This is a genomic window from uncultured Desulfovibrio sp. (genome assembly GCF_944324935.1).
In the GTDB taxonomy this organism is placed as follows: Bacteria; Desulfobacterota; Desulfovibrionia; order Desulfovibrionales; family Desulfovibrionaceae; genus Desulfovibrio.
Window position 1 is genome coordinate 23,580 of record NZ_CALUYG010000020.1, and the last position, 25,337, is coordinate 48,916.

Annotated in this window: 22 protein-coding genes and 1 tRNA gene; 11 read left to right on the forward strand and 12 right to left on the reverse strand. The window is 63.1% G+C overall.

Translation table 11 applies throughout. From position 1 onward, the window contains the following. The first annotated feature begins 3 nt into the window (after positions 1-3). From ligA to Q0J54_RS06205, 3 genes are all read left to right on the forward strand, one after another. Complete coding sequence (gene ligA / locus Q0J54_RS06195) at positions 4-2,085, forward strand: NAD-dependent DNA ligase LigA (protein WP_296304593.1); 2,082 nt, start codon at positions 4-6, stop codon at positions 2,083-2,085. Between the two features lie 35 nt (positions 2,086-2,120). Beyond that, positions 2,121-2,903 carry a 4-hydroxy-tetrahydrodipicolinate reductase gene (dapB, locus tag Q0J54_RS06200; protein ID WP_296304594.1) on the forward strand — a complete coding sequence of 261 codons (783 nt, stop codon included), beginning with the start codon at positions 2,121-2,123 and terminating at the stop codon, positions 2,901-2,903. A 179-nt stretch (positions 2,904-3,082) separates the two neighbouring features. Further along, positions 3,083-3,505 carry a hypothetical protein gene (locus tag Q0J54_RS06205; protein WP_296304595.1) on the forward strand — a complete coding sequence of 141 codons (423 nt, stop codon included), beginning with the start codon at positions 3,083-3,085 and terminating at the stop codon, positions 3,503-3,505. A 237-nt stretch (positions 3,506-3,742) separates the two neighbouring features. On the opposite strand, the gene Q0J54_RS06210 is transcribed toward Q0J54_RS06205, so the two are convergent. The 7 genes from Q0J54_RS06210 to Q0J54_RS06240 form a co-directional block, all read right to left on the reverse strand. Then, on the reverse strand, positions 3,743-6,781 hold the full coding sequence (locus tag Q0J54_RS06210; RefSeq protein ID WP_296304596.1) for a chemotaxis protein CheA: 3,039 nt from the start codon (positions 6,779-6,781) through the stop codon (positions 3,743-3,745). Positions 6,782-6,839: 58 nt separating this feature from the next. After that, positions 6,840-7,208, reverse strand: coding sequence for a response regulator (locus Q0J54_RS06215; protein ID WP_296304597.1), 369 nt, complete (start codon positions 7,206-7,208; stop codon positions 6,840-6,842). 90 nt (positions 7,209-7,298) lie between these two features. Beyond that, positions 7,299-8,033, reverse strand: coding sequence for a chemotaxis protein CheW (locus Q0J54_RS06220; RefSeq protein ID WP_296304598.1), 735 nt, complete (start codon positions 8,031-8,033; stop codon positions 7,299-7,301). Next, complete coding sequence (locus Q0J54_RS06225; protein WP_296304599.1) at positions 8,027-8,803, reverse strand: ParA family protein; 777 nt, start codon at positions 8,801-8,803, stop codon at positions 8,027-8,029. Before Q0J54_RS06225 ends, Q0J54_RS06220 begins: the two co-directional genes overlap by 7 nt. A gap of 4 nt (positions 8,804-8,807) precedes the next feature. Beyond that, entirely contained in the window at positions 8,808-9,740 is a 933-nt protein-coding gene (locus tag Q0J54_RS06230) for a protein-glutamate O-methyltransferase CheR (protein WP_296304615.1), read from the reverse strand. A 572-nt stretch (positions 9,741-10,312) separates the two neighbouring features. Beyond that, complete coding sequence (locus Q0J54_RS06235) at positions 10,313-12,247, reverse strand: HEAT repeat domain-containing protein (RefSeq protein WP_296304600.1); 1,935 nt, start codon at positions 12,245-12,247, stop codon at positions 10,313-10,315. A gap of 27 nt (positions 12,248-12,274) precedes the next feature. Next, entirely contained in the window at positions 12,275-13,525 is a 1,251-nt protein-coding gene (locus tag Q0J54_RS06240) for a chemotaxis response regulator protein-glutamate methylesterase (protein ID WP_296304601.1), read from the reverse strand. A gap of 125 nt (positions 13,526-13,650) precedes the next feature. Between Q0J54_RS06240 and Q0J54_RS06245 the strand changes: the two genes are divergently transcribed. Continuing rightward, a tRNA-Pro gene (locus Q0J54_RS06245) sits at positions 13,651-13,728 on the forward strand. A gap of 195 nt (positions 13,729-13,923) precedes the next feature. Here the strand turns inward: Q0J54_RS06245 and Q0J54_RS06250 are convergent. From Q0J54_RS06250 to Q0J54_RS06265, 4 genes are read right to left on the reverse strand one after another with little or no spacing between them, the layout of a single operon-like run. Next, complete coding sequence (locus Q0J54_RS06250; RefSeq protein ID WP_296304602.1) at positions 13,924-14,763, reverse strand: 1-acyl-sn-glycerol-3-phosphate acyltransferase; 840 nt, start codon at positions 14,761-14,763, stop codon at positions 13,924-13,926. 1 nt (position 14,764) lies between these two features. Next, complete coding sequence (locus Q0J54_RS06255) at positions 14,765-16,030, reverse strand: replication-associated recombination protein A (protein ID WP_296304603.1); 1,266 nt, start codon at positions 16,028-16,030, stop codon at positions 14,765-14,767. Next, positions 15,994-16,746, reverse strand: a complete 753-nt coding sequence (locus Q0J54_RS06260) for a 16S rRNA (uracil(1498)-N(3))-methyltransferase (protein ID WP_296304604.1) — start codon at positions 16,744-16,746, stop codon at positions 15,994-15,996. Before Q0J54_RS06260 ends, Q0J54_RS06255 begins: the two co-directional genes overlap by 37 nt. After that, complete coding sequence (locus Q0J54_RS06265; protein WP_296304605.1) at positions 16,743-18,464, reverse strand: hypothetical protein; 1,722 nt, start codon at positions 18,462-18,464, stop codon at positions 16,743-16,745. The genes Q0J54_RS06260 and Q0J54_RS06265 overlap by 4 nt, the downstream gene beginning before the upstream one ends. A 191-nt stretch (positions 18,465-18,655) precedes the next feature. On the opposite strand from Q0J54_RS06265, the gene Q0J54_RS06270 reads away from it, so the two are divergent. The 3 genes from Q0J54_RS06270 to Q0J54_RS06280 are packed head-to-tail and all read left to right on the forward strand — an operon-like array spanning position 18,656 to position 21,564. Beyond that, positions 18,656-19,705 carry a GAF domain-containing protein gene (locus Q0J54_RS06270; RefSeq protein WP_296304606.1) on the forward strand — a complete coding sequence of 350 codons (1,050 nt, stop codon included), beginning with the start codon at positions 18,656-18,658 and terminating at the stop codon, positions 19,703-19,705. Positions 19,706-19,707: 2 nt separating this feature from the next. Further along, positions 19,708-20,733 carry a rod shape-determining protein gene (locus Q0J54_RS06275; RefSeq protein WP_296304607.1) on the forward strand — a complete coding sequence of 342 codons (1,026 nt, stop codon included), beginning with the start codon at positions 19,708-19,710 and terminating at the stop codon, positions 20,731-20,733. A 15-nt stretch (positions 20,734-20,748) separates the two neighbouring features. Continuing rightward, positions 20,749-21,564: an inositol monophosphatase family protein gene (locus Q0J54_RS06280; RefSeq protein WP_296304608.1), complete on the forward strand. Its 816-nt coding sequence runs from the start codon at positions 20,749-20,751 to the stop codon at positions 21,562-21,564. A 205-nt stretch (positions 21,565-21,769) separates the two neighbouring features. On the opposite strand, the gene Q0J54_RS06285 is transcribed toward Q0J54_RS06280, so the two are convergent. Then, positions 21,770-22,270 carry an NUDIX hydrolase gene (locus tag Q0J54_RS06285; protein WP_296304609.1) on the reverse strand — a complete coding sequence of 167 codons (501 nt, stop codon included), beginning with the start codon at positions 22,268-22,270 and terminating at the stop codon, positions 21,770-21,772. Here Q0J54_RS06285 and rimI point away from each other — a divergent pair. The 4 genes from rimI to Q0J54_RS06305 all read left to right on the forward strand — a co-directional run bounded on the left by rimI (position 22,269) and on the right by Q0J54_RS06305 (position 25,001). Next, a complete protein-coding gene (gene rimI, locus Q0J54_RS06290; RefSeq protein WP_296304610.1) occupies positions 22,269-22,730 on the forward strand; it encodes a ribosomal protein S18-alanine N-acetyltransferase in 462 nt (153 codons plus the stop codon). The two genes, Q0J54_RS06285 and rimI, sit on opposite strands and share 2 nt — an antisense overlap. Positions 22,731-22,742: 12 nt before the next feature. Next, on the forward strand, positions 22,743-23,495 hold the full coding sequence (gene tpiA, locus Q0J54_RS06295) for a triose-phosphate isomerase (protein WP_296304611.1): 753 nt from the start codon (positions 22,743-22,745) through the stop codon (positions 23,493-23,495). A gap of 74 nt (positions 23,496-23,569) precedes the next feature. Continuing rightward, the gene (secG, locus tag Q0J54_RS06300; protein ID WP_296304612.1) at positions 23,570-23,962 is read left to right on the forward strand and encodes a preprotein translocase subunit SecG; all 393 of its coding nucleotides are present in this window, start codon (positions 23,570-23,572) and stop codon (positions 23,960-23,962) included. A gap of 67 nt (positions 23,963-24,029) precedes the next feature. After that, positions 24,030-25,001 (forward strand): Smr/MutS family protein, encoded by a 972-nt coding sequence (locus tag Q0J54_RS06305; RefSeq protein WP_296304613.1) that lies wholly within the window; start codon positions 24,030-24,032, stop codon positions 24,999-25,001. Positions 25,002-25,337 lie beyond the last annotated feature (336 nt).

The following is a 25,337-nucleotide window of genomic DNA, read 5'->3' on the forward strand; positions in this document are numbered from 1 at the left end:
CATATGCCTCTTGACGACTTGCCGCTCTTTGCCCAGCCCGCCGCCTCCGTCCCGTCGGAAAAGGCGCGCATGGACGCCCTGGTGGCCGAGCTGGAACACCATAACTACTGTTATCATACGCTGGACGCGCCGGAGATCAGCGACGACGCCTATGATGCCCTGTTTCGCGAACTGCTGGCGCTGGAGGCCGCCCATCCCCAGTGGCGCAGCCCGCATTCGCCCACCCTGCGCGTGGGCGGCGGCCTCTTGAGCGGCCTGGCCAAGAAGGCGCACCGCCGCCGCATGTACGGGCTGGACAATGTGTTCACTGCCGAGGAATGGCACGATTTCGTCGAGCGCATGCGCCGGGCCCTGCCTGAAGCGCCGCTCGCTTTCTGGTGCGACCCCAAACTGGACGGGCTGGCGCTGGAGATCGTCTATGAAAACGGTATCCTGACAGAAGCCCTGACCCGCGGCGACGGGGAGACCGGCGAGGTGGTGACCGCCGCCGTGCGCACCATCAAGACCATCCCCCTGCGGCTCAGGCCGCCGGCGCAGGGCGAGGAGCTGCCGGCCCGTCTGGAAGTGCGCGGCGAGGTCGTCATCTTCAAGGCCGATTTTGCGGCCCTCAACGAGCGACGTGATGCCCTCGGGCAAAAGACCTTCGCCAATCCGCGCAATGCGGCGGCCGGGGCGCTCCGGCAGCTGGACACCACGGCGACCCGTTCCGTGCCGCTGCGCTTCCTGGCCTACAGTCTGGGAGAGGCGGACTGGGGCGGGGCCCCGTCCTGCACGCGCCAGAGCGACCTCATGGGGCGCCTGCAAAGCTACGGCTTCGAGACGCCGCCCTCCGGCCGCCTCTGCGCCGGTCCCGCCGAGGTGGAGGCCTACGTGGAGCAGGTACGGCAGCAGCGCGAGAATTTTCTCATGGAGATCGACGGCGCCGTGGCCAAGGAGGACGATCTGGAAGCACAGGAGGCCCTCGGCTACACGGCCCGTGCGCCGCGCTTTGCCGTGGCCTTCAAGTTCCCGGCCATGCAGGCCCGGACCATCCTGCGCGGCATCGAGATCCAGGTGGGCCGTACCGGCGTGCTGACGCCGGTAGCCATCCTTGATCCCGTGCCCGCGGGTGGGGTCATGGTCTCGCGGGCCACCCTGCACAACGAGGATGAGATCCGCGCCAAAAATATTCGCATCGGTGATACGGTACTTGTGCAGCGCGCCGGGGACGTCATCCCCGAGGTGGTCGGCCCGGTGCTGGAAGAACGACCGGCGGACGCGGTGGAGTTCGTCTTTCCCCACACCTGCCCGGTCTGCGGTCAGCCCGCCCACCGGGAAGAAGGGGAGGCCGCCTGGCGCTGCGACAATCTCGCCTGTCCGGCCATCCGCCTGCGAGCCATCAGCCATTTCGTCTCCAAGGCCGGGCTGGACATCAGCGGCATCGGCCAGAAATGGATCGAGCAGCTGGTGAGCAGCGGGCGCGTGCAGTCGCCGCCCGACCTCTTCACGCTCACCGTGCCGGAGCTGCTGCAGTACGATCGCATGGGCGACTCGCTGGCCCGGAAATTCGTGGATGCCCTTGATCAGGCCCGCCGCACGGCCACCCTGCCGCGCCTGATCAGCGGCCTGGGCATCCGCCATGTGGGCGAGCAGACCGCCCGGCAGCTTGCCCGGCATTATGCCGACCTTGACGCGCTGGCCCACGCCGGGACGGAAGAGCTCATGCGCATGGAGGACGTCGGCCCGGAGGTGGCCTCCTCCATCCACGCCTTTTTTGCCAATGCGGCCAATGCCGCCATGCTGGAACGCTTCCGCTCGCTGGGCCTCTGGCCCGCCGCCGCGACGGAGAGCGTGCGACAGCAAGAGAACGCCGGCCCGCTGGCCGGAAAGACCATCCTCTTCACCGGGACCCTTTCCATGAAGCGGGATGACGCCGCCAAAATGGCGGAAGCCTGCGGGGCGATCATCGCGGGAGGCGTCAGCAAAAAACTGGACTATCTGGTGGCCGGCGAAAAGGCCGGCAGCAAACGCGAAAAAGCCGAAAAACTGGGGATCCCCATCCTCAGCGAACAGGAATTCCAGGACATGCTCCACATGGGCGAATAAGCCCGGCACGTCCGCCAGCAAAGGAGAGATACGATATGGCAACGCCGCTCATCATCATGGGAGCCGGCGGGCGCATGGGACGCACCATCGCCGCGCTGGCCGAGGAAGACAGCACCTACAGCCTTGCGGCTCTGGTGGACCGGGCCGACCATCTGACCCAGCTCCACGGCGGCGACGGCTGCCTGATCACCGCCGATCTGCGCGCGGCGCTCGCTCAGTGCGCCGATGCCGTGATCATCGACTTCACCGCCCCGGAAGTCAGCCTGAACACCGCACGGCTGGCCGCCGAAAGCGGGCATGGCGTCGTCATCGGCACGACAGGCCTTGCCGAGGCGCAGCGGGCCGAACTTGCCGCACTTGCCCAAAAAACGCCGCTGTTCTGGTCGTCCAACATGAGTGTGGGCATCAACGTGCTGCTCAAGATCCTGCCCGAGCTGACCCGGGCGCTGGGCGACAAGTATGATATCGAAATGGTGGAACTGCACCACAATCGCAAAAAGGACTCGCCCAGCGGTACGGCCCTGACCCTTGGCGAATGCCTCGCCGAAGCGCGCGGCTGGAAGTTGCCCGACGTCCGCTGCTCGGCGCGGGACGGCATCATCGGCGCACGCCCCAAGGCACAGATCGGCATCCAGGCCATCCGGGGCGGAGACGTGGTCGGCGTCCACACGGTCTACTTCATGGGCCCCGGCGAACGTATCGAGGTCACCCATCAGGCCCACTCGCGCGAGACCTTTGCCCAGGGCGCATTGCGGGCGGCCGCCTGGCTCAAGGGCCGCTCCGCCGGTCGCCTCTACGGGATGCAAGATATTTTCTAGATTTTTTCTTGATATTTTCATTCCGGTGGGCTAGAGAAAAAAGGTACGTGAAAAGCAAGGGGGCTGGCGCAGCGGCATGATCGGAAAAACGTCCGCGCGAAGGGACCGGATGGAAGATCCTTCGGTCGACGTTTCACGCGTTATCACGCCCATGCGCCAAGTGATTTACCGGGGGAAACATGCCGCAGGTCGCCGCACGCATCAATGAGGACCAGGAACGCTGGCTCAAAGATTACTTCCGCACCAAGAGCGCGGGAGCGGAGTTCATCCTCCCGTGGGCTGTGGACACGTTTTTCCGGGCCATCACCAATATCAAGACCCTGTTCACCGCTGCCGAGCTGAAAGCTATCGTGGAAGCGCACAAGGATATGCGCCTCATGCCGGACAATTCCCGCCTGTCCTACCTGTTGCTGCGCGTGCATGACGCCTGCGAGATCAATCATGTGCATATGCGGCATGGCGCAAGCAAATCCAGCCTGGAGAGCAAGCTCAAGTCGCTGGATGATACGCAGGCCACAGCCCTCATGGTCTGGGCCTCCGCCTTCTGGGTCAGCCGCAACTGCTCGGCGGAAAGTCTGGACGAATATATTCGCGCCTACTAGAGCGGGGGAGGGCGTTGCCCGCACCCCGGATGCTCCTGAACCGAACAGCACAGCGTTTGCCGCTGTGCTGTTTTTTTATGTACGCCCGCAAACGGCATGCCCTGCCAAGGCTGATGCGGCGGTCTGCACGCGCGGCGGTGGCTGGACACGGCGGCGAATCCTCGCTGCGCGCATAAAAAAAGGTATCTCCCCAAAAAGGAGGAGATACCCGATCATCCGTTGGCAGAAGGCCCGGCGTCAGATGGTGAATTCCTCACAACCGGGAGTCTCGGAAGAAGCGGAGCGCATCCCCTTGGGGGTTTCATTGCCCAGACTGTTGCTGGCCTTGGAGGTGGACATCACATAGATCTCATGGGGATCAAGAATGAGGATGACCGAACCGTCGCCCATGATGGTCGCCCCGGAAATGCCCTTCAAATCGCCAAGGTAGGCCCCCAGGGGCTTGATGACGATCTCCTGCCGCTCCAGCAGGCGGTCCACCACCAGGCCCAGCCGGCGATCGTTATCGTGGATGACCACGACGGAGAGCACCTCAGGCAGAGGATCCGTACGCGGCAGATCCAGCATTTCCGCCAGTTCCACGATGCCCAGCACCTCGCCACGCAGCGTGACGGCCTTGCGCCCCTTGACGTCGGTCAGCCGGCTGCATTCGATCTTGGTCGTTTCGGAGACCGCATCCAGCGGGATGGCGTAAGTCTGGCCGGAAACATTGACCATCAGGGCATCGATAATGGCCAGCGTCAGCGGCAGGCTCAGGGTAAAGCGCGTGCCCTTGCCCAGCTCGGTATTGGTGCTGACGCTGCCCTTGAGGTTCTTGATGTTGGTGCGCACCACATCCATGCCCACACCACGGCCGGAGATGTCCGTGATCTTGTCCGCGGAGGAAAAGCCGGGGGCGAAAATGAGCTCAACGGCTTCGCGGTCGTCCAGCTGGGCGGCTTCTTCCGCCGTGATGATCCCCTTGCGGATGGCCACTTCGCGCATCTTTTCCGGGTCGATGCCCTTGCCGTCGTCCTCGATTTCGATGGCGACGGAATTGCCCTTGTGGAAGGCGCGCAGCGTCACGCGGCCCTTGGGCGGCTTGCCGGCGGCGATGCGCGCGTCTTCCGGTTCGATGCCGTGGTCGACGGAGTTACGGATAAGATGCACCAGCGGGTCGCCGATGGCTTCCACCACGCTCTTGTCCAGTTCCGTTTCCTCGCCTTCCATGACCAGATCCACTTCCTTGCCGCTTTTGCGGGACAGGTCGCGCACCAGGCGAGGAAAGCGGGAGAACACGGAGGAGACCGGCACCATGCGCACCTTCATGATGGTATCCTGAAGGTCGTCGGAAATGCGCGCCATAGCGTAGGTCGTTTCCGAAAGGCTCTGCGCCACCTGCGAAATATCCACATCCGCTCCGCCGGATTCCAGAGAACGGGCGATGAGGGCGTAGCGGTTTCGGTTGATGATGAGCTCGCCGATGAGATTCATAAGGTGGTCGAGCCGCTCATGGTCCACACGGATGGACGAACTCTTCTGCGTCGTTTCCGCAGCCGGTTTGGCGGCGGGCTTGGCGGCGGATGCACCGGGCTTGGCCGCAGAGGCGGCGGGCTTGGCGGCTGGCGTCGCAGGCTTGGTCGCGGCGGATGCCGCCGGGGCGGCGGGTTTGGCCGCAGACGCCGCCGGGGCCGCAGCGGCGGGCGCGGGTTTGGCGGCGGCCGGAGCTGCCGGAGCAGGGGCGGACGCGGGCTTTTCCGGCGCGGATGCCGAGGCCGTCGCCGCTTCAGGAGCGGCAGCGGGAGCCGTTTCTACGGCAGCGGGCGTCGCTTCGCGCTTCTTTTTCACGTCGGCGGCAGCCATTTCCTCGATGATGGCCGTCTCCTGCGAGATGAGATCCACCATCAGGGAAAAGTCGATGCCCTGCGTGCGGCCCTGATCGACAATGCCGGCAGTCCGTTCGGCGTACTCCTTGACGTCATTGAAGCCCACGAAGCTGCTGGCGTTCTTGATGGCCGTCAGACAGCGGTACAGGGCATCCTCGGAATCCTTGTGCGAGCCGTCCTTGCGCAGCGTGGCAAGGGCGGCGTTGATGATTTCAAACTGTTGCTTGATCGTCGCCTGAAAGGCGTCCAGATCGTCGCCTTCCGCCCCTACGGGGATGATGACCGGCGTTACCACCTCCACATTGTCAGCAGGCTTGACCTCAGCGGCGGCGCTTTCAGCATTTCCGCCTTTCTGGGCGGCGATGAGAGCGGGCGGGAGGGCGACTTCCTCTCCTGCCACGGCCTTTTTCAGTTGCGTCAGGATGGGTGTGGTATCAAAGGGATGGGCCTTGCCGCTGGCAACATCGATACGACCGACAAGCGCCTCCATCACGTCCACGACCAGCAGCAGCAGGTCGATGAGCTCGTGGGTAGGCGTCATTTTGCCCTGGCGGACGTTATTGAGCAGCGTCTCCGCCTCATGGGTCAGGGCATTCAGCTCATTGTAGCCGATAATGCCGCTGTTGCCCTTCATGTTATGGAAGAAGCGGAAGAGGTCATTGACCAGGTCGCCCTGGCCGTCGCCTTCTTCCAGTTGCAGCAGACCGTCATTGAGATTGCCGGTAATCTCAAGTGATTCATCAATAAAATCTTTGAGGTGGCCTTCGCCAAAGGCATTGAGGGCATATTCCTGGGTGTCCGGCAGGCTGGCGACCCATTCCTTGCTGCTCATGCCCGCCGCTTCCTCCTGCCCGGCATTTTTCGCTTCCGCGGGAGCGGCGGCGGGGGCAGGCGCTTCGGCGGAGGCTGCCTCGGGCGCAGGCGTTTCAGCGGACGCGGGGGCTGCTTCAGCGGCAGGGGCTGCCGCCTCGGCCGGCGCTTCCGCCGGAGCAGCATCAGCCGCGGGGGCTGCCGTCTCGCCATTCATAATGGCATCGATCTGGGCGATGATGTGGTCGATCTCCACATCCCCTTCGGAATTCGTCGCCTCAAGATTGTCGACCATCTGGCGCAGGGCATCCGTAGAGGAGAGGATCACGTCCATGATCTCGGGCGTGACCACCATGCTCCCCTTGCGCAACTCGTCCAGGATGTTTTCGGACTTGTGGGCAAGCTGATTGATGCGGTTCAGCCCCAGAAAGCCGGACGCCCCTTTCAGGGAGTGCATGGGCCGAAAAATATCATTGAGAAGCGCGAGATTGTCCGGGGCCTTTTCAAGCTCCAGCAAATTCGGTTCGATAGTTTCCAGGTGCTCCTTGGCTTCGTTGATGAAGTCGGCAAAGAGTTCCGGATCAAAAAAATCTTGACTCATACCATACCTACTTGGCTTGAGAGTATGCCATTCAGGCGCACTTGCCTAGTATTATCGGCTAGCCAAGCAGCATCTTTATGTTACGAACCATTTTTTCTGGCTGGGCGGGCTTCACCATGTAGAGGTTGGCCCCGAGCGCCATGCCCGTCTGGATGTCCTTCTCCTGGCCTTCCGTGGAAAGCACGATGATGGGGATGTCCTTGTAGGCATCCTGGGCGCGGATATTCTTGATGAAGGTGAAGCCGTCCATGCGCGGCATATTGACGTCGGAAACGATGAGATCCACCTGATCCAGGCTGTACAGCTTTTCCATGGCGTCAAGACCGTCTTCGGCGGTGCTGACCCGGAAGCCCTCGGCCTTGAGCACAAAGGCCACAAGATTGCGAATCGTCTTGGAATCGTCCACCACCAGTATATGCTTGCTCATGTCGTGCCATCCTCGTCAAAGGCGTTTGATGCAGAGTCTAGAGAGTTTCAGGGGGCTTGGCAAGTCTGCCGGATGACTGGAAGCTTCCGGTCAGCGGCAGAGGATCTGCCCGATGCGCTCCGGCGCCAGGATGCCGTAGAGATGCTCGCCGATGCGGGCAAGCGCGTAGAGGCATTCCGCGGCCTCGCCGAAATGCGTTTCGGGATTCCAGTTCAGAGCCTGCTGCTGCACGGTGTAAATATTTTCCACCTTGTCGATGATGAGTCCTATCTGTATGTCGCCGCAGGGACAGACCACCACCAGACTGTCGGCATTATAGCGGGGCTTGGCATCGCTGCTGACCAGCATGCACAGATGCACAAGCGGCGTGAGCCGCCCCCGCAGGTTGATGACGCCCGCCACATGGCGCGGCGCCCGGGGGAGCAGGGCGAGCGGCATATAGCGCAGCACCTCGCTGATGGCCATGATGGGCAGCAGGAAGGAGGTTCCGGCAATGCGGACGGCCACCAGCTGGATCTCGGAAGAGGAGAAGAGCACCTGGCGCTGATCTTCCGTTTCGGGAACGGCCGCCTCTGCGGCGACGGAACCGCCCGCATCCGGCGACGCTGCCGCGGCGGCGGGGGCTGCAGGAGACGCCGCAGCGACGGCGCCGCCCCGCATCAGCGTTTCAGGCGCCGTGATGACGGGAACGCCTGCAAGGGCATCAGGGCCAAGGTATTTCTCCACAAAGGACTGTTCCGCGCGGGAGAGAGGAGCTGTGTCCGCATCCTTGCCGGAAAGATGCAAATCCAGATCGGCAAAATATTCGGCAGGGGTTTTCACCATAATTTGAGCACCTCCTCGGCCATGTCGGCGTACGCACACGCGCCGCGAGACTTGGGATCAATATCAAAAATAGTGCAGCCCAGGGCGCTTGCCTCACGAAAATGCGTGTCAACGCCGATGACCGTATCAAAAATGGCGCCTTCCATCTTCTTCTGCAGCAGATCCAAGACATGCAGGCAGGCCTTGGCCCGTTTGTCGTACATGGTGGCCACGGCCCGGTAGCGTATGGGAGAAGGCAGCACCTTGTTCAGCGTATGCAGCGAATCAAACAGCAGCCGCAGGCCATGCAGGGCCAGAAAGTCCGTCTGGATGGGGATGATCAGCAGGTCACTGGCAAGCAGGGCGTTGACGAGCATCAGACACATGTGCGGCGGACAGTCCAGCACAATAAAATCATATTTGTCGCGCACCTTGCGCAGGGCGCGTGCAAGAATCGTCCCCTTGCACGTCCTGTTGTGCATGACATCTTCCAGATCGTTCAGCCGGATGCTGCCGGGGGCGATGTCCATGCCCGAAATGGCCTGCGGGTGGATGAGCTCCTCCCAGACGGCGGGCCACTCGCTCTCCCTGGCGACAAAGAGTTCGTACAGGCTGACGGTGACCGTTTCGGGATACAGTCGGGCATGCAGGGTGGCACAGGCATGGGGATCCAGATCCAGCACCAGCACCCGCTTTTCCCTGCGCGCCAGCGCGCCGCCAAGACTGAGCGAAGTGGTCGTCTTGCCCACTCCGCCCTTTTGATTGGCAACAGCAAGGATCCTGGCGGCCATGACCTCAGCCCATCTTGCGATAGACGATGGTGCCGGTATGATGTTCCGGCTTGAACGCACGGCTGATGTTGTGCAGCGACTCGGAATGGCCGATGAGCAACATGCCGTTGGGCTCAAGATTGTCGTAAAATGCGCTGATGACCTTGCGCTTCATTTCATCGTCGAAATAGATGATGACATTGCGGCAAAAGACGATCTGCGACTTTTCCACGCGGCGCAACTGATCCTTGTCGCTCAAATTTATCTGACCGAAAGAGACAAGCTGCTTCAGCTCCGGCTTGATCTTGTAGACGTTGCCGTCCTTGGTGAAATAGGCGGAAACGATCTCCGGCGGCGTGGTACGCAGCGCATATTCGTTGTAAATGCCGCGCCGCGCGGCCGCCAGCACGGCTTCCGAAAGGTCGTTGGCCGTGATCTTGATGTCCCAGGAGCGGATCTCCGACTTCAGCACCTCATACAGGATGATGGCCAGCGTGTAGGGTTCCTCACCGGTACTGCACCCGGCCGACCAGATACGCAGACGCTTACGCCCCGTCTTGCGGCATTCGTCAATGACTTCCTTGAGCACATAGTCCTGAAAGACCTTGAGCTGCGGCGGGTTGCGGAAAAAGCTCGTTTCGTTGGTGGTCACCACCTCGAAGAGACGGTTGAGCTCTTCCTTGCGGCTGTTGTCGAAGCGAAGGAAATTGTAATATTCGCTGTAGGACTTGAGGTTCAGTTCCTTGATGCGGTTGGAAAGACGGTTCTCAACCAGATACTTCCGGTTCTCGGCAATGAAGATGCCGCATACCTGATAGATGAAATCACGCAGTTGCAGGAATTCTTCATCCGTTATGTGAAGATCCTTGCGGAAGGGCGTCGATGAGCTGGACAGGCTGCTGCTGCCGGGCGCGGGGCGGAAGGCCGACGTCGGCGAAGGCGTACGCAGTCCGCCCATCGCGTGTTGCGTCCGAAAGGGGGACGTCGCCGGAGCGGCCGCCGGCTGACCTGCCGGCCTGAACGGCGAGGAGAGCGTCGAGCCCGCTCGTGCCGACGCATCCTGACCCGGACGGCTCAGAGTGCTCACTGGCGAGCGCAGCCCGCCGCTCCCCGCGACGCCCGAGGTGCTCTGCTGACCGAGAGTGGAGGAGCGGAAGGGCGAAGAAGCCCCGAGACCGGAAGAGCGACCGCCGGTCTGACCGGAGCCGGAGGAATGCCCGAAGGAGGACCCTCCGAGCCCCGTATTGCTGCGCAGGCCGGATGACAGGGAGGAACCTGATCCGCTGCCCAGAGAGCTGCCGCCCGTCTGGCTGCCGAACGACGAACGAAAAGGGGATTCCGTCTTGCCGGAGCCGGCGCTCAGGCCCGAGCCCGACAAGCTGCCGCCGGTCGTGCCCGGCGTGCCGCTGCGCAGGGAGGAAAAGGAACGGGACGCCTCAGCAGGCTTGCGCAAGGAGGAATCCTTGTCCTTTTCCGACGAGAGCTTGCCGTCACCACTTAAAAAAGAAGGGCGCTGCTGGCTCATGTTCATTACTCCTGTTCGGCCTGGATGGCGGCAACAGCTTCGGCAGCGGCGTGCTGGATCTCAGGATCCTCATGGTCCATCATGCCCAGCAGCACGCTGAAGGCGACATTGCCGCCGATCTTGCCCAGCACCTCAATGATCTTGAAGGTGAGCATGGGGCTGGAATGCTCAAGCATGGAGGCCAGCGTCGGCACGGCGTCAATGGCCTTGTTGAGCCCCAGCGCCTCGACGGCGCGGATGCGCACCCAGTCATTGTCATCATTGAGGGCCGTCATCAGATGCGGCATGACGGACGGAGTGCCGATCTGGCCGAGAAGATTGACGACAGCCGCGCGGACATCCTTGTTCTCATCAAAAAGGCGGGGGATGATGCGGGGCAGATAGCGTTCGGCCTCGATGCCGAGATTGAGGAAGGCCTCCACCGCCATCTGGCGCACGCGCGGGCTCTGATCCTCCAGGGCGTCGGTTATCTCGCTGAGATTTTCCGTCACGCTGTACCGGCCCATGGCATAGACGGCCATAAGCCGCTGCATGTCGTCGTCGCTGCTCATGCGTTCGCGGAAACGCTGATTGAGAATGGGGCTGTGCAGATTGATGCAGGCTTCAAGGGCCATTTCCTGCACATCCACATACCGGTGATCAAGCAGGCTGAAGGCCACCGTGCAGGCATCCTCGCAGCCGTGCTGATTGCCGAAGAAGATAAGCGCGCTCTTGAGGATCTCCGGGTCGTCGCACCGGGTGATGACTTCCTTGAAAAAGGGGATGTCCTCCGGTGCGCCCAGCTGCGACAGTTCGGCCATGCCCGCACGTTGCAGCTCGCTGCCCAGATTCCAGAAAATGCTCTTGATGACCTCGACGGGACGATGATCCCCCATGAGCTGACAGGCTTCCATGGCGATCATGATATGCAGATCGTCCCCGCTGGTCAGCGCATCACGGATGACGTCATTATACCCGATGGCGGCGATGGCCCGGATGGTCGCCTCATACAGTTCGGGCGACTGGTCGGGATCCAGCCGGCAGGCCAGATCGAAGACCGCCTGCGAGGCCTCGGCATCGCCCATGAAGCTCAGGCCCTGCAGAGCGGCCATGAGGATGTCCTCATCATTGTCCGTCAGGGCATCGAGCAGATAGACGCGCAGGCGCTCCTGAAGTTTCGGCGTCAGCAGCGACAGGGACTGCCCGCCGAGGATCTGGACAATGGCCTTGACGGTCTTGTGCCGCAGGGCGACGCTGACATTTTCCAGCGACTTGAACAGCAGCGGGATGGTCTTGATGTCGCCCACGCTACCGATGGCGTCGATGATGGCGGAGCACACCAGCGGCGAGACCTGGGGCAGCACCTGCACCAGCGCCCGGATGGTCGATTCGTCATTGATGCGGCTCAGGGCTTCCACCACCGCGAACTGCACCCATTCCTCGTCTTCCATCATGGCCTTGGCCAGATAGTCCACCGCTTCGGGGAAGCCCAGGTTGCCCAGGCTCACGGCCGCCTGATAGCGTACGTTGACCTCGGGATCATGCAACAGGACCTCGCCCAGCAGGGGGACCGCGAGATGATCCTGGGTATATCCAAGGATATCGGACACGAAAATACGGATATCCGGGTCCTCGTCATGCAGCCATTCGCGCAGGGCGCGCATGTTGTCCACGCCGATCTCGCGCAGAATGTCCATGGCCACATTGCGGATGGGCGCGTCATCATGGCGCAGCAGCGGCAGCACGGCATCGACGGTGCGCGCGCCGCGAATCTTGCGCAGAGCGTATTCCGCCGCTTCCTGTATGCCCAGATTTTCACTGGTCAGATGTTTGCACAGGTAGGGGAGGGCCTCCTCAAGGCCGGCGTCACCCGCGGCAAACGCGCCGCTGCGAATGGCGTCACTGTCTTCGCTCTGAAGATTCTCCAGTATCTGATGCACATTGGTAGACGAGTCGAGCATGATTCGTGTCCTCGGGTAGGGGGTCAACTAACCTTTTACACAGGCCATTATTGCCTTGGCGATATCATCGACATCAAGTATCTGATCGGCCAGCCCCGCATCCACGACCGCCTTGGGCATGCCGTAGACGACGCAGGACGCTTCGTTCTGGGCGATCAGATAACCGCCTTTCTGCTTGAGCACCTTGGCGCCTTCACAGCCGTCGGACCCCATGCCGGTCAGCATGACGCCAAGCACGCGCCGCCCCAGGCCGTTGCCCGCCGTTTCCATCAGCACGTTGACGCTGGGCTTGTACAGCGCGGAGGTCGGTTCCGGCGTCACAAGCACTTCCGGCAGCGGCCCCCGCATCTGGATGCCGATATGCTTGCCGCCGGGGCAGACATAGGCATGACCGTTCTGGATCTTGTCGCCGTTGACGGCCTCGGTCACCGAGATCTGGCAGACGCTGTCGAGGCGCTTGGCGAACGGCCCGGTGAAGGTCGCCGGCATATGCTGGGCCACCAGGATGCAGGCGGGGAAATTGGCGGGCAGCGCGGAAAGGATCTTCTGTACCACCGGCGGCCCTCCGGTGGAGACCCCGATGACGACGATATCGTGCGAACCGGTGCAGGGCCGGATGATGCTGGCGGCGGAGGACTGGGAGCTTGTCGCCCCCGTCAGGGAAGACGTGCTCCGCAGGGGGCGGGAGGCCGTCCCGCTCTGGCGCAGGGAAGACATCGTGCTGCCGGACAGGCTGCTCGTGACGGACGACCGCCCCAGACTGGACGTCAGCCCGGAAGGACGCGCCGTGCCGCCGGCCCCCGACAGGCCGCTGCCGGCCGACGAGGAAGACAGGGAGGAGCTGCGGCCCGCTTCCAGATTGGTCCGCGTATAGCGCAGGCGGAGAAAGGCCTTGCGTCGGGAGATGGACTTGACCTTGTGGCGCAGCTCGACGCCGAAATCCTCCTGGTCGGCGCCGCTGACCTTGGCAATGAAGTCAAGCGCCCCGTACTCCAGGGCCTTGAGGGTGGTTTCCGCGCCTTCGGCCGTCAGGGAGCTGACCATGAGCACCGGCAGGGGGTTGGTCTTCATCAGCTCCTTGAGCGTCGTCAGCCCGTCCATGCGCGGCATTTCCACATCCAGCGTTATGATGTCCGGTTGCAGCTGGGCAACTTTGTCCAGGCAGTCCCGTCCGTCCTTGGCCGTGCCGCACACGGTGATTTCAGGGTCTTTTTCCAGCAGGGCCACGATGGCGCTGCGCATAAACGTAGAATCGTCAACGACAAGAACTCGTACCACGGGAAAGCTCCAGAGCTAAAGTAGTTCATCGCTCAACAAAAAAAATCTACCGCAGATAAAAAAAATTGACAAATGAAAAAAACGCTTGCCAATCTCTCCGCTTTGAGCTAGGTTCTTTTTCGCAACGGGATGTGGCTCAGTTTGGCTAGAGCGCAGCGTTCGGGACGCTGAGGCCGCGCGTTCAAATCGCGCCATCCCGACCAGAAAGTGCAAGGAGTCATGCAGCAGCATGGCTCCTTTTTTATGGTCTGCGAAAAATCTGCCGCCGGCGCGGCGGGATGCGCTCCGTCAGGCTGCCGGACCGGCATGCCCCGGCAAAAAAAGGAGGCGCGATGCGCCCCCTTCCCGTACTGCGCCATAGCCACTGACGGGCCTGCCTGCTGCCCGGCGGCAGCGGATCAGGCCTCGCCGTTGACGCCGTCCTCCGCTTCCCAGCGGGCAAGGTGCGTGCGGATGAATTCGCAGATGGCGGCATGCTCCGCCTTGCCGTTGCCGCTGACGCGCAGGGCTTCGCCGAAGGCAAAGCGTACGGGCATGCCGGGACGTACCGGTCCCAGCTCCTTGATGCGCTTCCCCGTGCCCCAGGCGTCCGTCTTGAGGGCCAGCGGCACCACGGGCACGCCGGCCTTGCGTGCGAGCTTGATGCCGATGGTGTTGAAATGCTCCTCGCTGAATTGCCGGGAGCGCGTGCTCTGCGGAAAGACGATGATGGAGATGCCCTTCTCGAGCAGGCGCTGTCCCCCCTCCAGCACGGCGGCCAGATCCTGACGGGGATTGACGCGCTCCACCACGATGGGATCGCGCGAGCGCATGACCGCGCCAAAAAAAGGCATGGTGGTCAGGCTTTTCTTGACCACGAAGGTCACGGGACGGAATGGCCGGATCATGCTGGGGAGAAGAAAGGTCTCCAGCGTGCTCATGTGGTTGCCCACAAAGAGGCACGGTTCCTCAAGCTGTTCGAAATGCCGCATGCCGTCCACAAAAATGGGGCAGCCCAGCCCCTCCATGAGCTCGGCCACCCAGGCGCTGGCATGCACCCAGGCCGCGTCGCCGCATTCGCCACGGGCGGCTTTGGCGCACAGCCAGCGCACAGGCCCCAGAAAAAGGCGATAGTAAAAGCCGCAGGAGCGCAGCAGCCCTGGGGCCGGGGCCGGCGGCAGGGCGGGGCTGCGGTAGCTGTCCGCCTGCAGGAATTTTCGGCAGAAAAAACTGTCGTCAAAGGGCATGGGCATTTTCATGTCAGCCGTCCTTGTGGATCTTGTGTATCCTGCGCCACCACTGGCTCAGGCGCGTCTCGTCGCCGCAATCCCTGGGCTGGTAGAAACGCCGGCCCTGCACCTCGTCCGGCAGATAGGCCTGTTCCACATAGCCTTCAGGATAATTGTGCGGGTACTTGTAATCCTTGCCGTAGCCCCATTCCCGCTGGAGCTGGGTCGTGGCGTTGCGCAGATGCAGGGGCACGGGCGGCACGCCGTTAAGCTTTACTTCGCGCTGGGCGTTGAGATAGGCCGCATAACTGGAATTGCTCTTGCGGGCAAGAGCCAGATAGACGACCGTTTCCGCCAGGGGGATGAAGCCCTCGGGCATGCCCACGAATTCCACGGCCTGCTGGCAGGCCACAGCCAGCGGCAGGGCCTGCGGATCGGCCAGCCCCACATCCTCTGAGGCCGACAGGATGAGGCGGCGGCAGATGAACCGGGGGTCCTCGCCTCCTTCCAGCAGGCAGGCCAGATAAAAGAGAGCCGCATCCACATCGCTGCCGCGGATGGACTTGATGAGCGCCGAGGCCAGCTCATAGTGATTGTCCCCGTCCTTGTCGTGCCGGGCCAGCATTTCCGGCAGGGCGGCCTTGAGCGGCTCGGCATGGCGGCTTTCCTCCGGCAGGGCGGCAGCGTACTCCACCAGATTGAGCAGGGTGCGGGCATCGCCGCCCGCCGCCGAGGCCAGCACTTCCCGGGCGGCATCATCCAGCGTGATGTGCAGGGATTCCGCGCCGCGCCGCGCAAGCTCCATGAGTTCCGTCCGCCCCAGCGGACGCAGACGCAGCACATGCAGGCGCGAGAGCAGTTGCCGCGTCACGCTGAAGGAGGGGTTTTCCGTGGTGCTGGCCAGCAGGGTCAATTCGCCGGATTCCAGCAGCGGCAAAAAAAAGTCCTGTTGCGCCCTGGAAAAGCGGTGCAGCTCATCCAGCACCAGCACTTCCACTCCGGTCAGCAGCCGGCGCAGATGCTGCAGGCCGGCTTCCGGCGCGCTGATGCGGAGATAGCGCTTGCCGCTGGCCCGCGCCAGCAGCAGCGCCAGCGTGGATTTGCCGCAGCCGGGAGGGCCGAAAAAAAGCAGGCTCGGCAGACGCGGGGCCTGCATGAAAGAACGGATCTTGGCCGCAAGATGCGGCTGCCCCAGAAAAAATTCCAGACCGTCGGGGCGCAGCCGCTCCGGCAGGGGGCGGGAAGCGTCCTCGCCGCTGCTCAGGAGGGACGGTTGATCGTGAGATGTGAAGCCCACCAGTGGATCCCCAGACAAAGTGTTGCCGCGGTCTCGCAGCGCAGGATACGCTGACCAAGGCTGACCATGCGGAAGGAAGCCCCCCGCAGCGCCTCCAGCTCGCGCGCCGAAAAGCCGCCCTCAGGGCCGATGACATAGAGGGTCGTACCGGGCCGGCCCACCATGTCGGGCGTCAGCATGGAGGAGCCGTCCTGCAGTTCCCAGGGCAGGATGCGTTCATCGACCTGCCCGGACAGGGCGAGCACATCGCCGATGCCGCCGGAAAGCGCGCGGATCTGCGGCAGCCAGGGGTTGCCGCACTGCTTGGCCCCGGCGATCATCTGCTTCTGCCAGGATTCCCGGATATCGGCGGGCAGGCGGCCCTGACTGTGATCCCCCTGCCAGAGCCAGACTTCCCAGGCGCCCAGCTCCACGGCCTTTTCCATGAAGAAACCGCGGCGCACCGCCTTACTGAAGGCCAGGGCGATGATGGCCCGGGAGGCGGGCTCGGGAGCGACGTCCACGCTGCGGCAGACAAGGCGCACCCTGCGCTTGCCGCTCTCCACGACCGTGAACAGGCCGATCCGGCCCCTGCCGTCCAGCAGGCTGACGTCCGTCCCGGGGCCAAGGCGCAGGGACTGCGCCAGATGCACGGCCTCCTGTCCCTCCAGCAGCGCCTCGCCCTGCGGCGCGGCGGGCCAGTCTTCCGGAGCCAGATAAAAACGATGTTCGCTCACGAAAAGGCCTCATCCTTATGGGTTCTCGCCTTGCGGACGGCCCGGAAGCCGTCCAGCAGGGACACCAGTTTGCCATAATTGCGCCGTATTTCAAGTCCGGCCTTGCTCAGGTGCTCCTCCGGCGGTTCCATATAGGTACGCAGCATGTAGCGGTCGGACAGGATGCCCTCCACGCACTTCATAATGGCATCCACAAGATCGGGGAAGAAGGTGGAGATCTCAAACTTGAGATCCGTCAGCTGGGCGAGCGCCTCGCGCATCATCTGCCGGTAGGTGATGCGTGCCCCCTTGAAGGTGCGCAGCCGCAGGTCCTCGAGGATGCGTACGCGCCGCGCCTGCTGGATATAGCTGAAGCGCGTGCAGACCTCACGATGCAGCTCGCGCATGGTCTCAAAGGCCTCGTCGTTTTCCGGCGCATAGAGATAGCGGGAAAGCACCTTGCTCACGTTGGAGAAGAACTCGTCGCTGTAGCTGATCATGCGGCGCTGGTGCTTGGTCAGCCAGGCATAGAGGAACTTGAGCCGCTTTTCGTCGGTATCGGTATTCTCCACCACTTCGGTACGCTTGTAGACGATGCGGCCCGAGTATTCCCCGCGCACGATGTCGTTGAGGCGCAGGAACATGTTGGTGGTGTCCTTGATGATGTTGAGCCCCGGCAGGGGCTGGCCCGTCAGGGGATGCAGCACTTCCTGAAAGGCCACGGAAAGGGCGCGGTCCTGCCGCACGTTGCTCTGATCGAAGCTGTGCTGGCGGTAGGTGATGCGGATGATGATCACCCGCCGGGCCCTGTCGAGGAAAAATCCTCCCTCCTCTATGCGTTCGATGACCTCTTCCTGATCCTCGTCCACCTTGACGAGCGCTATCTTTTCCAGCAGGGGATAGCGCCGGTTCTCGCCGTCCGCCGTATAGGTGGTGATGGTGCGGTCCGTCTGCCCCAGCACGCGCAGGAGGAAGCGTTCGCCCATCTTGTGCAGCTTGCGGGCGAAGAGGGCGGACGAGGTGCGCCGTTCGGACACGATGGGGAAGCCGTAAAGCTCCATGAGATACTGGTAGACGAACATGCGGTTGCGTTCGTACAGCTCGTTGTCGCCGTAGACGAACTTGCCGATGCGGATGCCGAAGCGCTTGAGCTCGCTGTCGATGTCCGAAGGGAAGGAGGCGAAGATGCCGGCCAGATGGAACTGACGCCCCGCATCCAGCGCCAGCACCTGCGCCCTGTCCATGCTGCAAAGGTAGGGGACAAGCGCCGGATAGGTGTCCAGCAGCGAGGTATCCGCCGTACGGAACTGCTGCCGGAAAACGTCCTGATGCAGGCGCGGCAGCCGGGCGGCGATGGCCTCCAGATTCTGGTGGTACACCTGGCTTTCCAGCGGGCAGCAGGGCACGCCCTCCACCTCGGTGATGACCGGGTGCAGCTTGTCATACTGGAAGATCTCGGAAAAATAGTGCAGCTGCCGGGCAAAGGCCACCAGGGCGAAACCTGGCAAGTCCTTGTGCTCGAACATGTCGTTGTCGAAGGAGGGGAGCAGCTCGCGCGACTCCACCAGCGGATAGCCCTTGCTCTCCTGAAAGGGCTTGACCAGACAGAAGCGGATATGTACCGCATCAAGAAAGGACTTGAGCTGCTCGAGCGTGCTGCATGGCAACGGCTCGGCAAGCGTTTCGGCGTCCTGCCAGGGCAGGCCGTTCTTGCTGAAAACTTCTTGCCATTTGAGCATGCGTCACCTTCTCCATGTAGTGAGAAACTCTACGATATTTTTCTTTCGATTTCCAGCCCTCCGCCCGCTGTTTCCACAAAAAAACCGTCGGGCCGGGCAGTTGCAGCCAGCCCTTTCCTCTGCTAACATGAAGGCAATGCCCATGCTGACGGGCAGCACCCTACAACATCGGCGCATTCCCCGTACGTTTTATGAACAATATCCTTGAAAAACATGTCCTGAGCATCGTGTGCAGCGTTTTCGACGCGTACTCCGCCGTGCTCTTCCTGCCGGAAGAAGGCGCGGAAGAGGAAGGAGAGGTGCATCGCCTGGTCGCCTCCTTCAGCCTGGGAGACGGCATCGACGAGGGCAGCACCATCCAGCCGGGCAAGGGACTTGTGGGCTGGATCCTGCGCAACCGCCAGCCGCTGGTCGTGCCCAACTTCGACAAGCACCAGAGTACGCTGGGCTATTACCGGGAAGGAGAAGAAGGGGGCGTCAAGGCCTTCATGGGCTGTCCCGTGCCCACGGGCGGCGCGCTGTGCGTGGACAGCAAGCGCCAGTATTCCTTCACGGACAAGGACTACAAGATCCTGCAGATGTTTGCTGAGCTCATCACCCGCCAGCAGAACGCCCAGGGCGGGGCGGAGCCGCTGGGGGGAGACATCTCCCGCTATTTCGCCCAGCTCTGCGTCATCCAGAATCTTCGCTTTCACCACAAGCGCTGGCCGCAGTTCATCCAGAATTACCTGAAAACGATAGCCGAGGCCACGAACTTCGATTATTGCGCCTTTGCGTCGGTTGCGCGGCCCGGCGAAGCCTACTGTCTGGAATGCGAGTCCGTCCCCCTGCTGCTCAACGAGGGGGAGATGCTGGAATTCAGCATGAACAGCGGCCTTGCGGGGTGGGTGTTCAACAACGATCGCCCCGTCTTCGCGGAAGGCGTCAACGGCGGTCAGGGGACCATGCTCTTTGCCAAACTCCCGGAAATGCCGGAGTTTCAGGCTGCCATCTGCCTGCCGATCATCGTCAACAAAAGTACCCGCTGCGTGCTCTGCCTGGCCCACGGCACTCCCCGCGAGATGGACGAGGCCCTGCGCAGCTTCGTAAAGCTGGCGGCGGACCATCTGGCCCTCTTTCTGGAAAATCTCTATCTCAAGACCAGACTGCGGAACATGCTGCCGCGGGCGCATGTCCATACCAGCGGTTCCCGCATGTACGACCCGGACAACGCGCCGCAGCCCCAGGCGGATGAAGAATAGCCATGCTGCCGCATCTGTTCCGTCGCTTCTTTGCCCAGGACATCGCCATGGATCTGGGGACGGCCAATACCCTGCTGTTCACCCGCAAGCATGGCATCGTCATCAACGAACCGTCCGTGGTTGCCCTGGACGTCCAGAAAAACACGGTGCTTGCCGTGGGGAGCGAGGCACGGGAATATCTGGGGCGCACGCCGCAGCGCATCCGCGCCATCCGGCCCATGAAAGACGGCGTCATAGCTGACTTTGACGTCACACGGGCCATGATCGCCTATTTCGTGCGCAAGACCATCACCGGCCTGCGCCTGGTCAAGCCATCCATGGTCATCTGCATCCCCACCGGCATCACGCAGGTGGAAAAACGGGCCGTCATCGACTCCGCCCATCTGGCCGGCGCGCATGACGTCTCCCTGGTGGAGGAACCCATGGGGGCGGCGCTGGGGGCGGATCTGCCCGTGCGCGAGCCGCTGGGCAACATGGTGCTCGACATCGGCGGCGGCACCAGCGAAGTGGCGGTCATTACCTTGTGCGGCATTGCCGTTTCCCAGTCGGTGCGTGTGGCGGGGGACGCCATGAACATGGCCGTTCAACGCTATCTGCGGGATGTCTTCCGGCTCGAGGTCGGCGAGATCACGGCGGAAAACGTCAAAAAGATCCTCGGCAACGCCGTGCCCCGGCCTGAAGCGCCCCGGCTTGAGGTCTCCGGCAAGGACCTGGTGGAAGGGGCCCCCAAGGTCATCACCATCGGCGAGGGACACATCCGCGAGGCGCTCCACGACTGCATACAGGCCATTGTGGGGGCCGTCCTGCGGACCCTGGAACGCACCCCGCCGGAACTGGCCGCGGACATCCACCGTAACGGCCTGCTCATGGCCGGCGGCGGCTCCCTGCTCCGGGGACTGGATCAACGCATCGCCCGGGAAACGCGCCTCAAGGTCTTTGTGGACAAAGACCCCCTGACCACGGTGCTGCGCGGAACGGCACAGGCCATGCTGGACCGCGAGCTCTATCAACCCGTCTTCATCAACTGACCACAACTGACCGCCATGTATGATCTTTCCTGCAACCTGTCCGAGCTCACGGACAGGGTCGAGGCCGTGGTACGCCGCAGCGGCGACATCATCCTTGAACACTGGCGTCATCCAAGCCATGTGCGCCACAAGGGCCGCATCGATCTCGTCACCGAAACCGACGAGGCCGTGGAGGCCTTCCTTGTACAGGAGCTGCAACAGCTCGTGCCTCAGGCGGGCATCCTTGCCGAGGAGGGCGACGCCTTCGGGCCGGGCACGGACGGACTGTGCTGGATCATCGATCCGGTGGACGGGACGACCAATTTTGTCCACCGGCTGCCGCATGTGGGCACGTCCGTGGCCCTCTGGGACAAGGGCGAACCCGTGCTGGGCATCGTCAATGTGCCCATGCTGCATGAATGCTACCGGGCCTGCCGCGGCGGCGGAGCCTTCCGCAACGGCGACCGCCTCGGCGTCAGCGGCGCGGACCGCCTGTCGGACAGCCTCGTGGCCACGGGCATCCCCTACGCCATCCGTGAAGAACTGCCGCACATCATGGCCCAGCTCGCCGCCGTCCTGCCACAGGTGCAGAACCTGCGGCGCATGGGGGCGGCCTCCATCGACCTGGCCTATGTGGCCTCCGGGCAGCTCGATGCCTATTTTGAACGGGGGCTCAAACCCTGGGATGTGGCGGCCGGCATACTGCTCGTCACGGAAGCCGGCGGCCGGATAAGCCGCAGCGACGGCGCACCCTTCCGCTTTGGGGATGAGATACTGGCCACCAACGGCCATGTGCATGCGGCCATGTGCGATCTGCTGCAAACGGCCGCGCAGGCCTGCCCGCACGACTAGGGCCTGTCCACACTATTCTCCTTGTTTTGGGGGGAAGAATCAGGAACACGAGGCGGCGGCACGGCGCCGCCCGGCAGAACGTGAGCGGAAAAGCCGCGTTTTCCGCGAAGCGTCAGCCCGTATAGTTTGAAAGGCGAAGCGCTTCAAAAGGAAAATGTGCTCAAAGCAAGCGGACAGGACGGATGAGACGGGCAAGGCGGACGGTTCAGCCCAGCAGGTCGCTTTCCAGAACGGCGTGACGCACAAGCGGGGAAAGCAGTTCCCCGCCGTGGCGGGCCAGCCCCCGGAACTCCTCCTGATCCAGCAGCAGACGCGTGGCGGCGTCTTCGGCCAGCAGGAGCAGGCGGGACGGCGTGACCCGCAGCATGAACAGACTGACAAAGGCCTGTTCCGTGGCCGGGCAGGGCGGCAGAGTTCCCAGTTCGCACGGGCGGCAGGACGCCAGATCCCGCTCCCCGGCCAGCGCCTCGGCGCTTTCCAGCAGGGAAGCGCCCGCGACAACGGGAGCCCTGGCAAAGAAGTCCCAGCCCTGCGGTCCGGCAGCCAGCAGGATATGGGGCCCGCTCTCCACCACCAGGCAGATCTCCCGATGGACGAGCCGCTGCTCCCGCACAAGCGACGCGGCAAGACGACAAAAAGGACGATTGCGGGCATCGACGACTTCCAGCAGGGAGTGCGCGCCCGCCAGCAAGGGACGATTCCGCATGACGACTCCTGGAACGGATCTGACGTTTCGCCGCCTGCACGCCGGAGACGCGCAGGCCATGTTCAGACTGGAAAAATGCTGCTTCAGCCAGCCCTGGACCGAGGAACAATGCCGGGCCGCCTTCCTCCAGCCGGCCTTCGCCGCCTTCGGTCTGCTGGAGCCGGCGGGGCTTGTGGCCTACATCTCCTTTTACCATAGCGCGGATGAACTGGAAATACTCAATATCGCCGTGACGCCGGGACGCCGCCGGCAGGGCCTGGGCCGCCGGGTGCTGGGAATGGCCTTGCAAGTGGCGGGGAAAATGGGTATCAAAAAGAGTTTGCTGGAAGTGCGCGAAAGCAATCTTCCGGCCATCGGCCTGTACGAAAGTTTTGATTTTCGCCCGGTGGGGCGACGACGCAACTACTACCGCGCCCCGGACGAGGATGCCCTGATCTACGAACGCCTCGCCAAGGCCTGAATGGGACCCATCATGCAAAAAATCATTGCCGCCAACTGGAAAATGTACAAGACCCGGGCCGAAGCCCGCGACACGGCCGAGGCGCTGGCCCGTCATCTGTCGGAAAAGCAGCCCGCCGGACGTCAGGTCATCGTTTATCCGCCGTTCACGGCCATTGCCGAGGTGGCGGCCGCCCTTGCGGACACAGCCTGCGCGGCTGCCGGCGGTCAGGACGTCTATCCCGCCGAAGAAGGGGCCTTTACCGGTGAGATCTCGCCCCGCATGCTGCGTGATGCCGGCGCCTCCTGGGTGCTGACCGGGCATTCCGAACGCCGTCACATCCTGCAGGAGAGCGACGAACTCGTGGGCCGCAAGACGGCCTTTGCCCTTGCGCAGGGCCTTTCCGTCATGCTTTGCATCGGCGAGACCCTTGCCGAACGGGAGGGCGGACAGCTGCGCGCCGTGCTCCAGCGTCAGCTCCAGGCCGGCCTGGCGGAGGTCGCCCCCGCCCATGTCGGCCGGCTGGCTGTGGCCTATGAACCTGTCTGGGCCATCGGCACCGGCAAGGTGGCCGGCCCGGAAGAAGCGGGCGAAGCCCATGCCATCGCCCGCGAGCTGCTGCGCGAAGTCATCGGCGCGGCAGGGGAGAGCACGCCGCTGCTGTATGGCGGCAGCGTCAAGCCTGCCAATGCCGCCGGCCTGCTGGCTCTTGACAATGTGGACGGCCTTCTGGTAGGAGGCGCTTCTTTGGACGCGGATTCTTTCGCCCAGATCATCTTTGCCTAATGCCCGTCGGCGTCGTCGCAGCACGGCGCGAACCTTCAGGTACTGCCTGAAGACGGGACTTCCCGGAGGAAGCAGTGGAAACCCTTATCTTAACGCTTCACATCATTGTTTGCGTTCTCCTCGTCATCCTCATTCTCCTGCAGGCGGGCAAGGAAGGCATGGGCGTCATCTTCGGGGGAGGCGGCAGCACCTCCGTGTTCGGCAGTGCCGGCGCAGGGGGCATCCTCGCCAAACTGACGGCCTTCATGGCGGTGATCTTCGTCATCACGTCCCTGAGCTATACCTATGTCAGCAGCCCGCGCACGGCATCGGACGAATCCCAGATCCTCAATACGCCTCCCGTGAGCATTGAGGACAGCGCTCCGGCCGCTCCGCAGGCCCCGGCATCCACTTCCGCTCCCGCCGCTCCCGCAGCGGAAGGGACGCCCGCCGCCCCTGCGGCGGAAACGCCCGCCACGGCACAATAATCCTTCCAGCATGACCTGAAAAAGGCCGCGGCTCCGTCCGCGGCCTTTTTGTCCGAAGGGGTCCGCCATGTCCCATAAGGCACATTCCGACGATACCGGCAATTCCCGCTTCAACAATCCCTTTGCCGCACTTGACCAGAACGCCTTCCCACGCCGGGGGAAGCGGGGCTCGGCGGAGGGCACGTCCGGCACTGCCCGGCCCGCGCTCCGCAATACCGGCAAAAAGCATACGGCGCAGCCTGATGACGATGCCGATGCCGCGCTGTTCCTGTCGGCCATGTCGCGCGTGGAAAAAGCAGCCTCCGGCCCAGCGCGGCGCGGGGGATTCTCCCTGGACGAACAGGGAAAGCTCACGGAAAAGATGAAGGATGCCCGTCGGGAACGCGGGGCGGAGCCCCGTACCGGCCAGACTGCCGGCCAGCCCGCGCAGCCTTCTCCCCCTGCCGCACCGGCCAGCCCGCCCGCGGACGAGGAGGAAGACGCCTTCCTCCTAGCCATGAAGCAGGTAGCCCCCCTGGCCGGCAAGGGAAGGGCCGTGGCTCCCCCCGTCACCCCGCAGTCGCCGCCGCCGGCGGGAGACACCTCCCTCCAGGATTTTCTGGACGGCAAACTGGAATTTGCGCTGTCCTTCACGGATGAATATCTGGAAGGCCATGTGGTGGGGCTGGATCCGCTCATCATGGGCAAGCTGCGCTCCGGCTCCCTCAGCCCTGAGGCCCATCTCGATCTGCATGGCCTCAACGTGCTTCAGGCCTTCGAGACATTGCGCGGCTTCATGCGCGGCTCCTGGTACAAGGGACTGCGGACTGTACTGCTTGTCCCCGGGCGTGGCAAGAATTCGCCGGACGGCATAGGCATCCTGCGCGGCAAATTACAGACCTGGCTGACGCAGGACCCCTTCAAGCGCGTCGTGCTGGCCTTCTGCACCGCTCAGCCGCACGACGGCGGCCCCGGCAGCATCTACGTTCTGCTGCGCAAGTTCCGCAAAAAGGGGCGCATCTGCTGGGAGCGCATGCCGGCGGACGCCGACCTGTTTTAGAGCATTTTCCGTTTGAAACGCTTTGCGTTTCAAATCATACGGCCTGGCGTTTCGCGGAAAAACGCGGTTTTTCCGCTCACTTGGGGCCGGGCGACGCTGTGCCGCCGCCTCGCATTTTGCCTTTTTCAAAAGCAAAATGCTCTAACGCCTGTAACACTTTTGCGATTTCCTTGGGAGAATGAAGACCCCCTCGCTCTGCTGTCGATGCCCGTAACTTCCTTCGTCGTAACGGGCACGGCCTGCGGCCGCCTTTCGGTCGCGCTCTGCTGTCGATGCCCGTAACTTCCTTCGTCGTAACGGGCACGGCCTGCGGCCGCCTTTCGGTCGCGCTCTGCT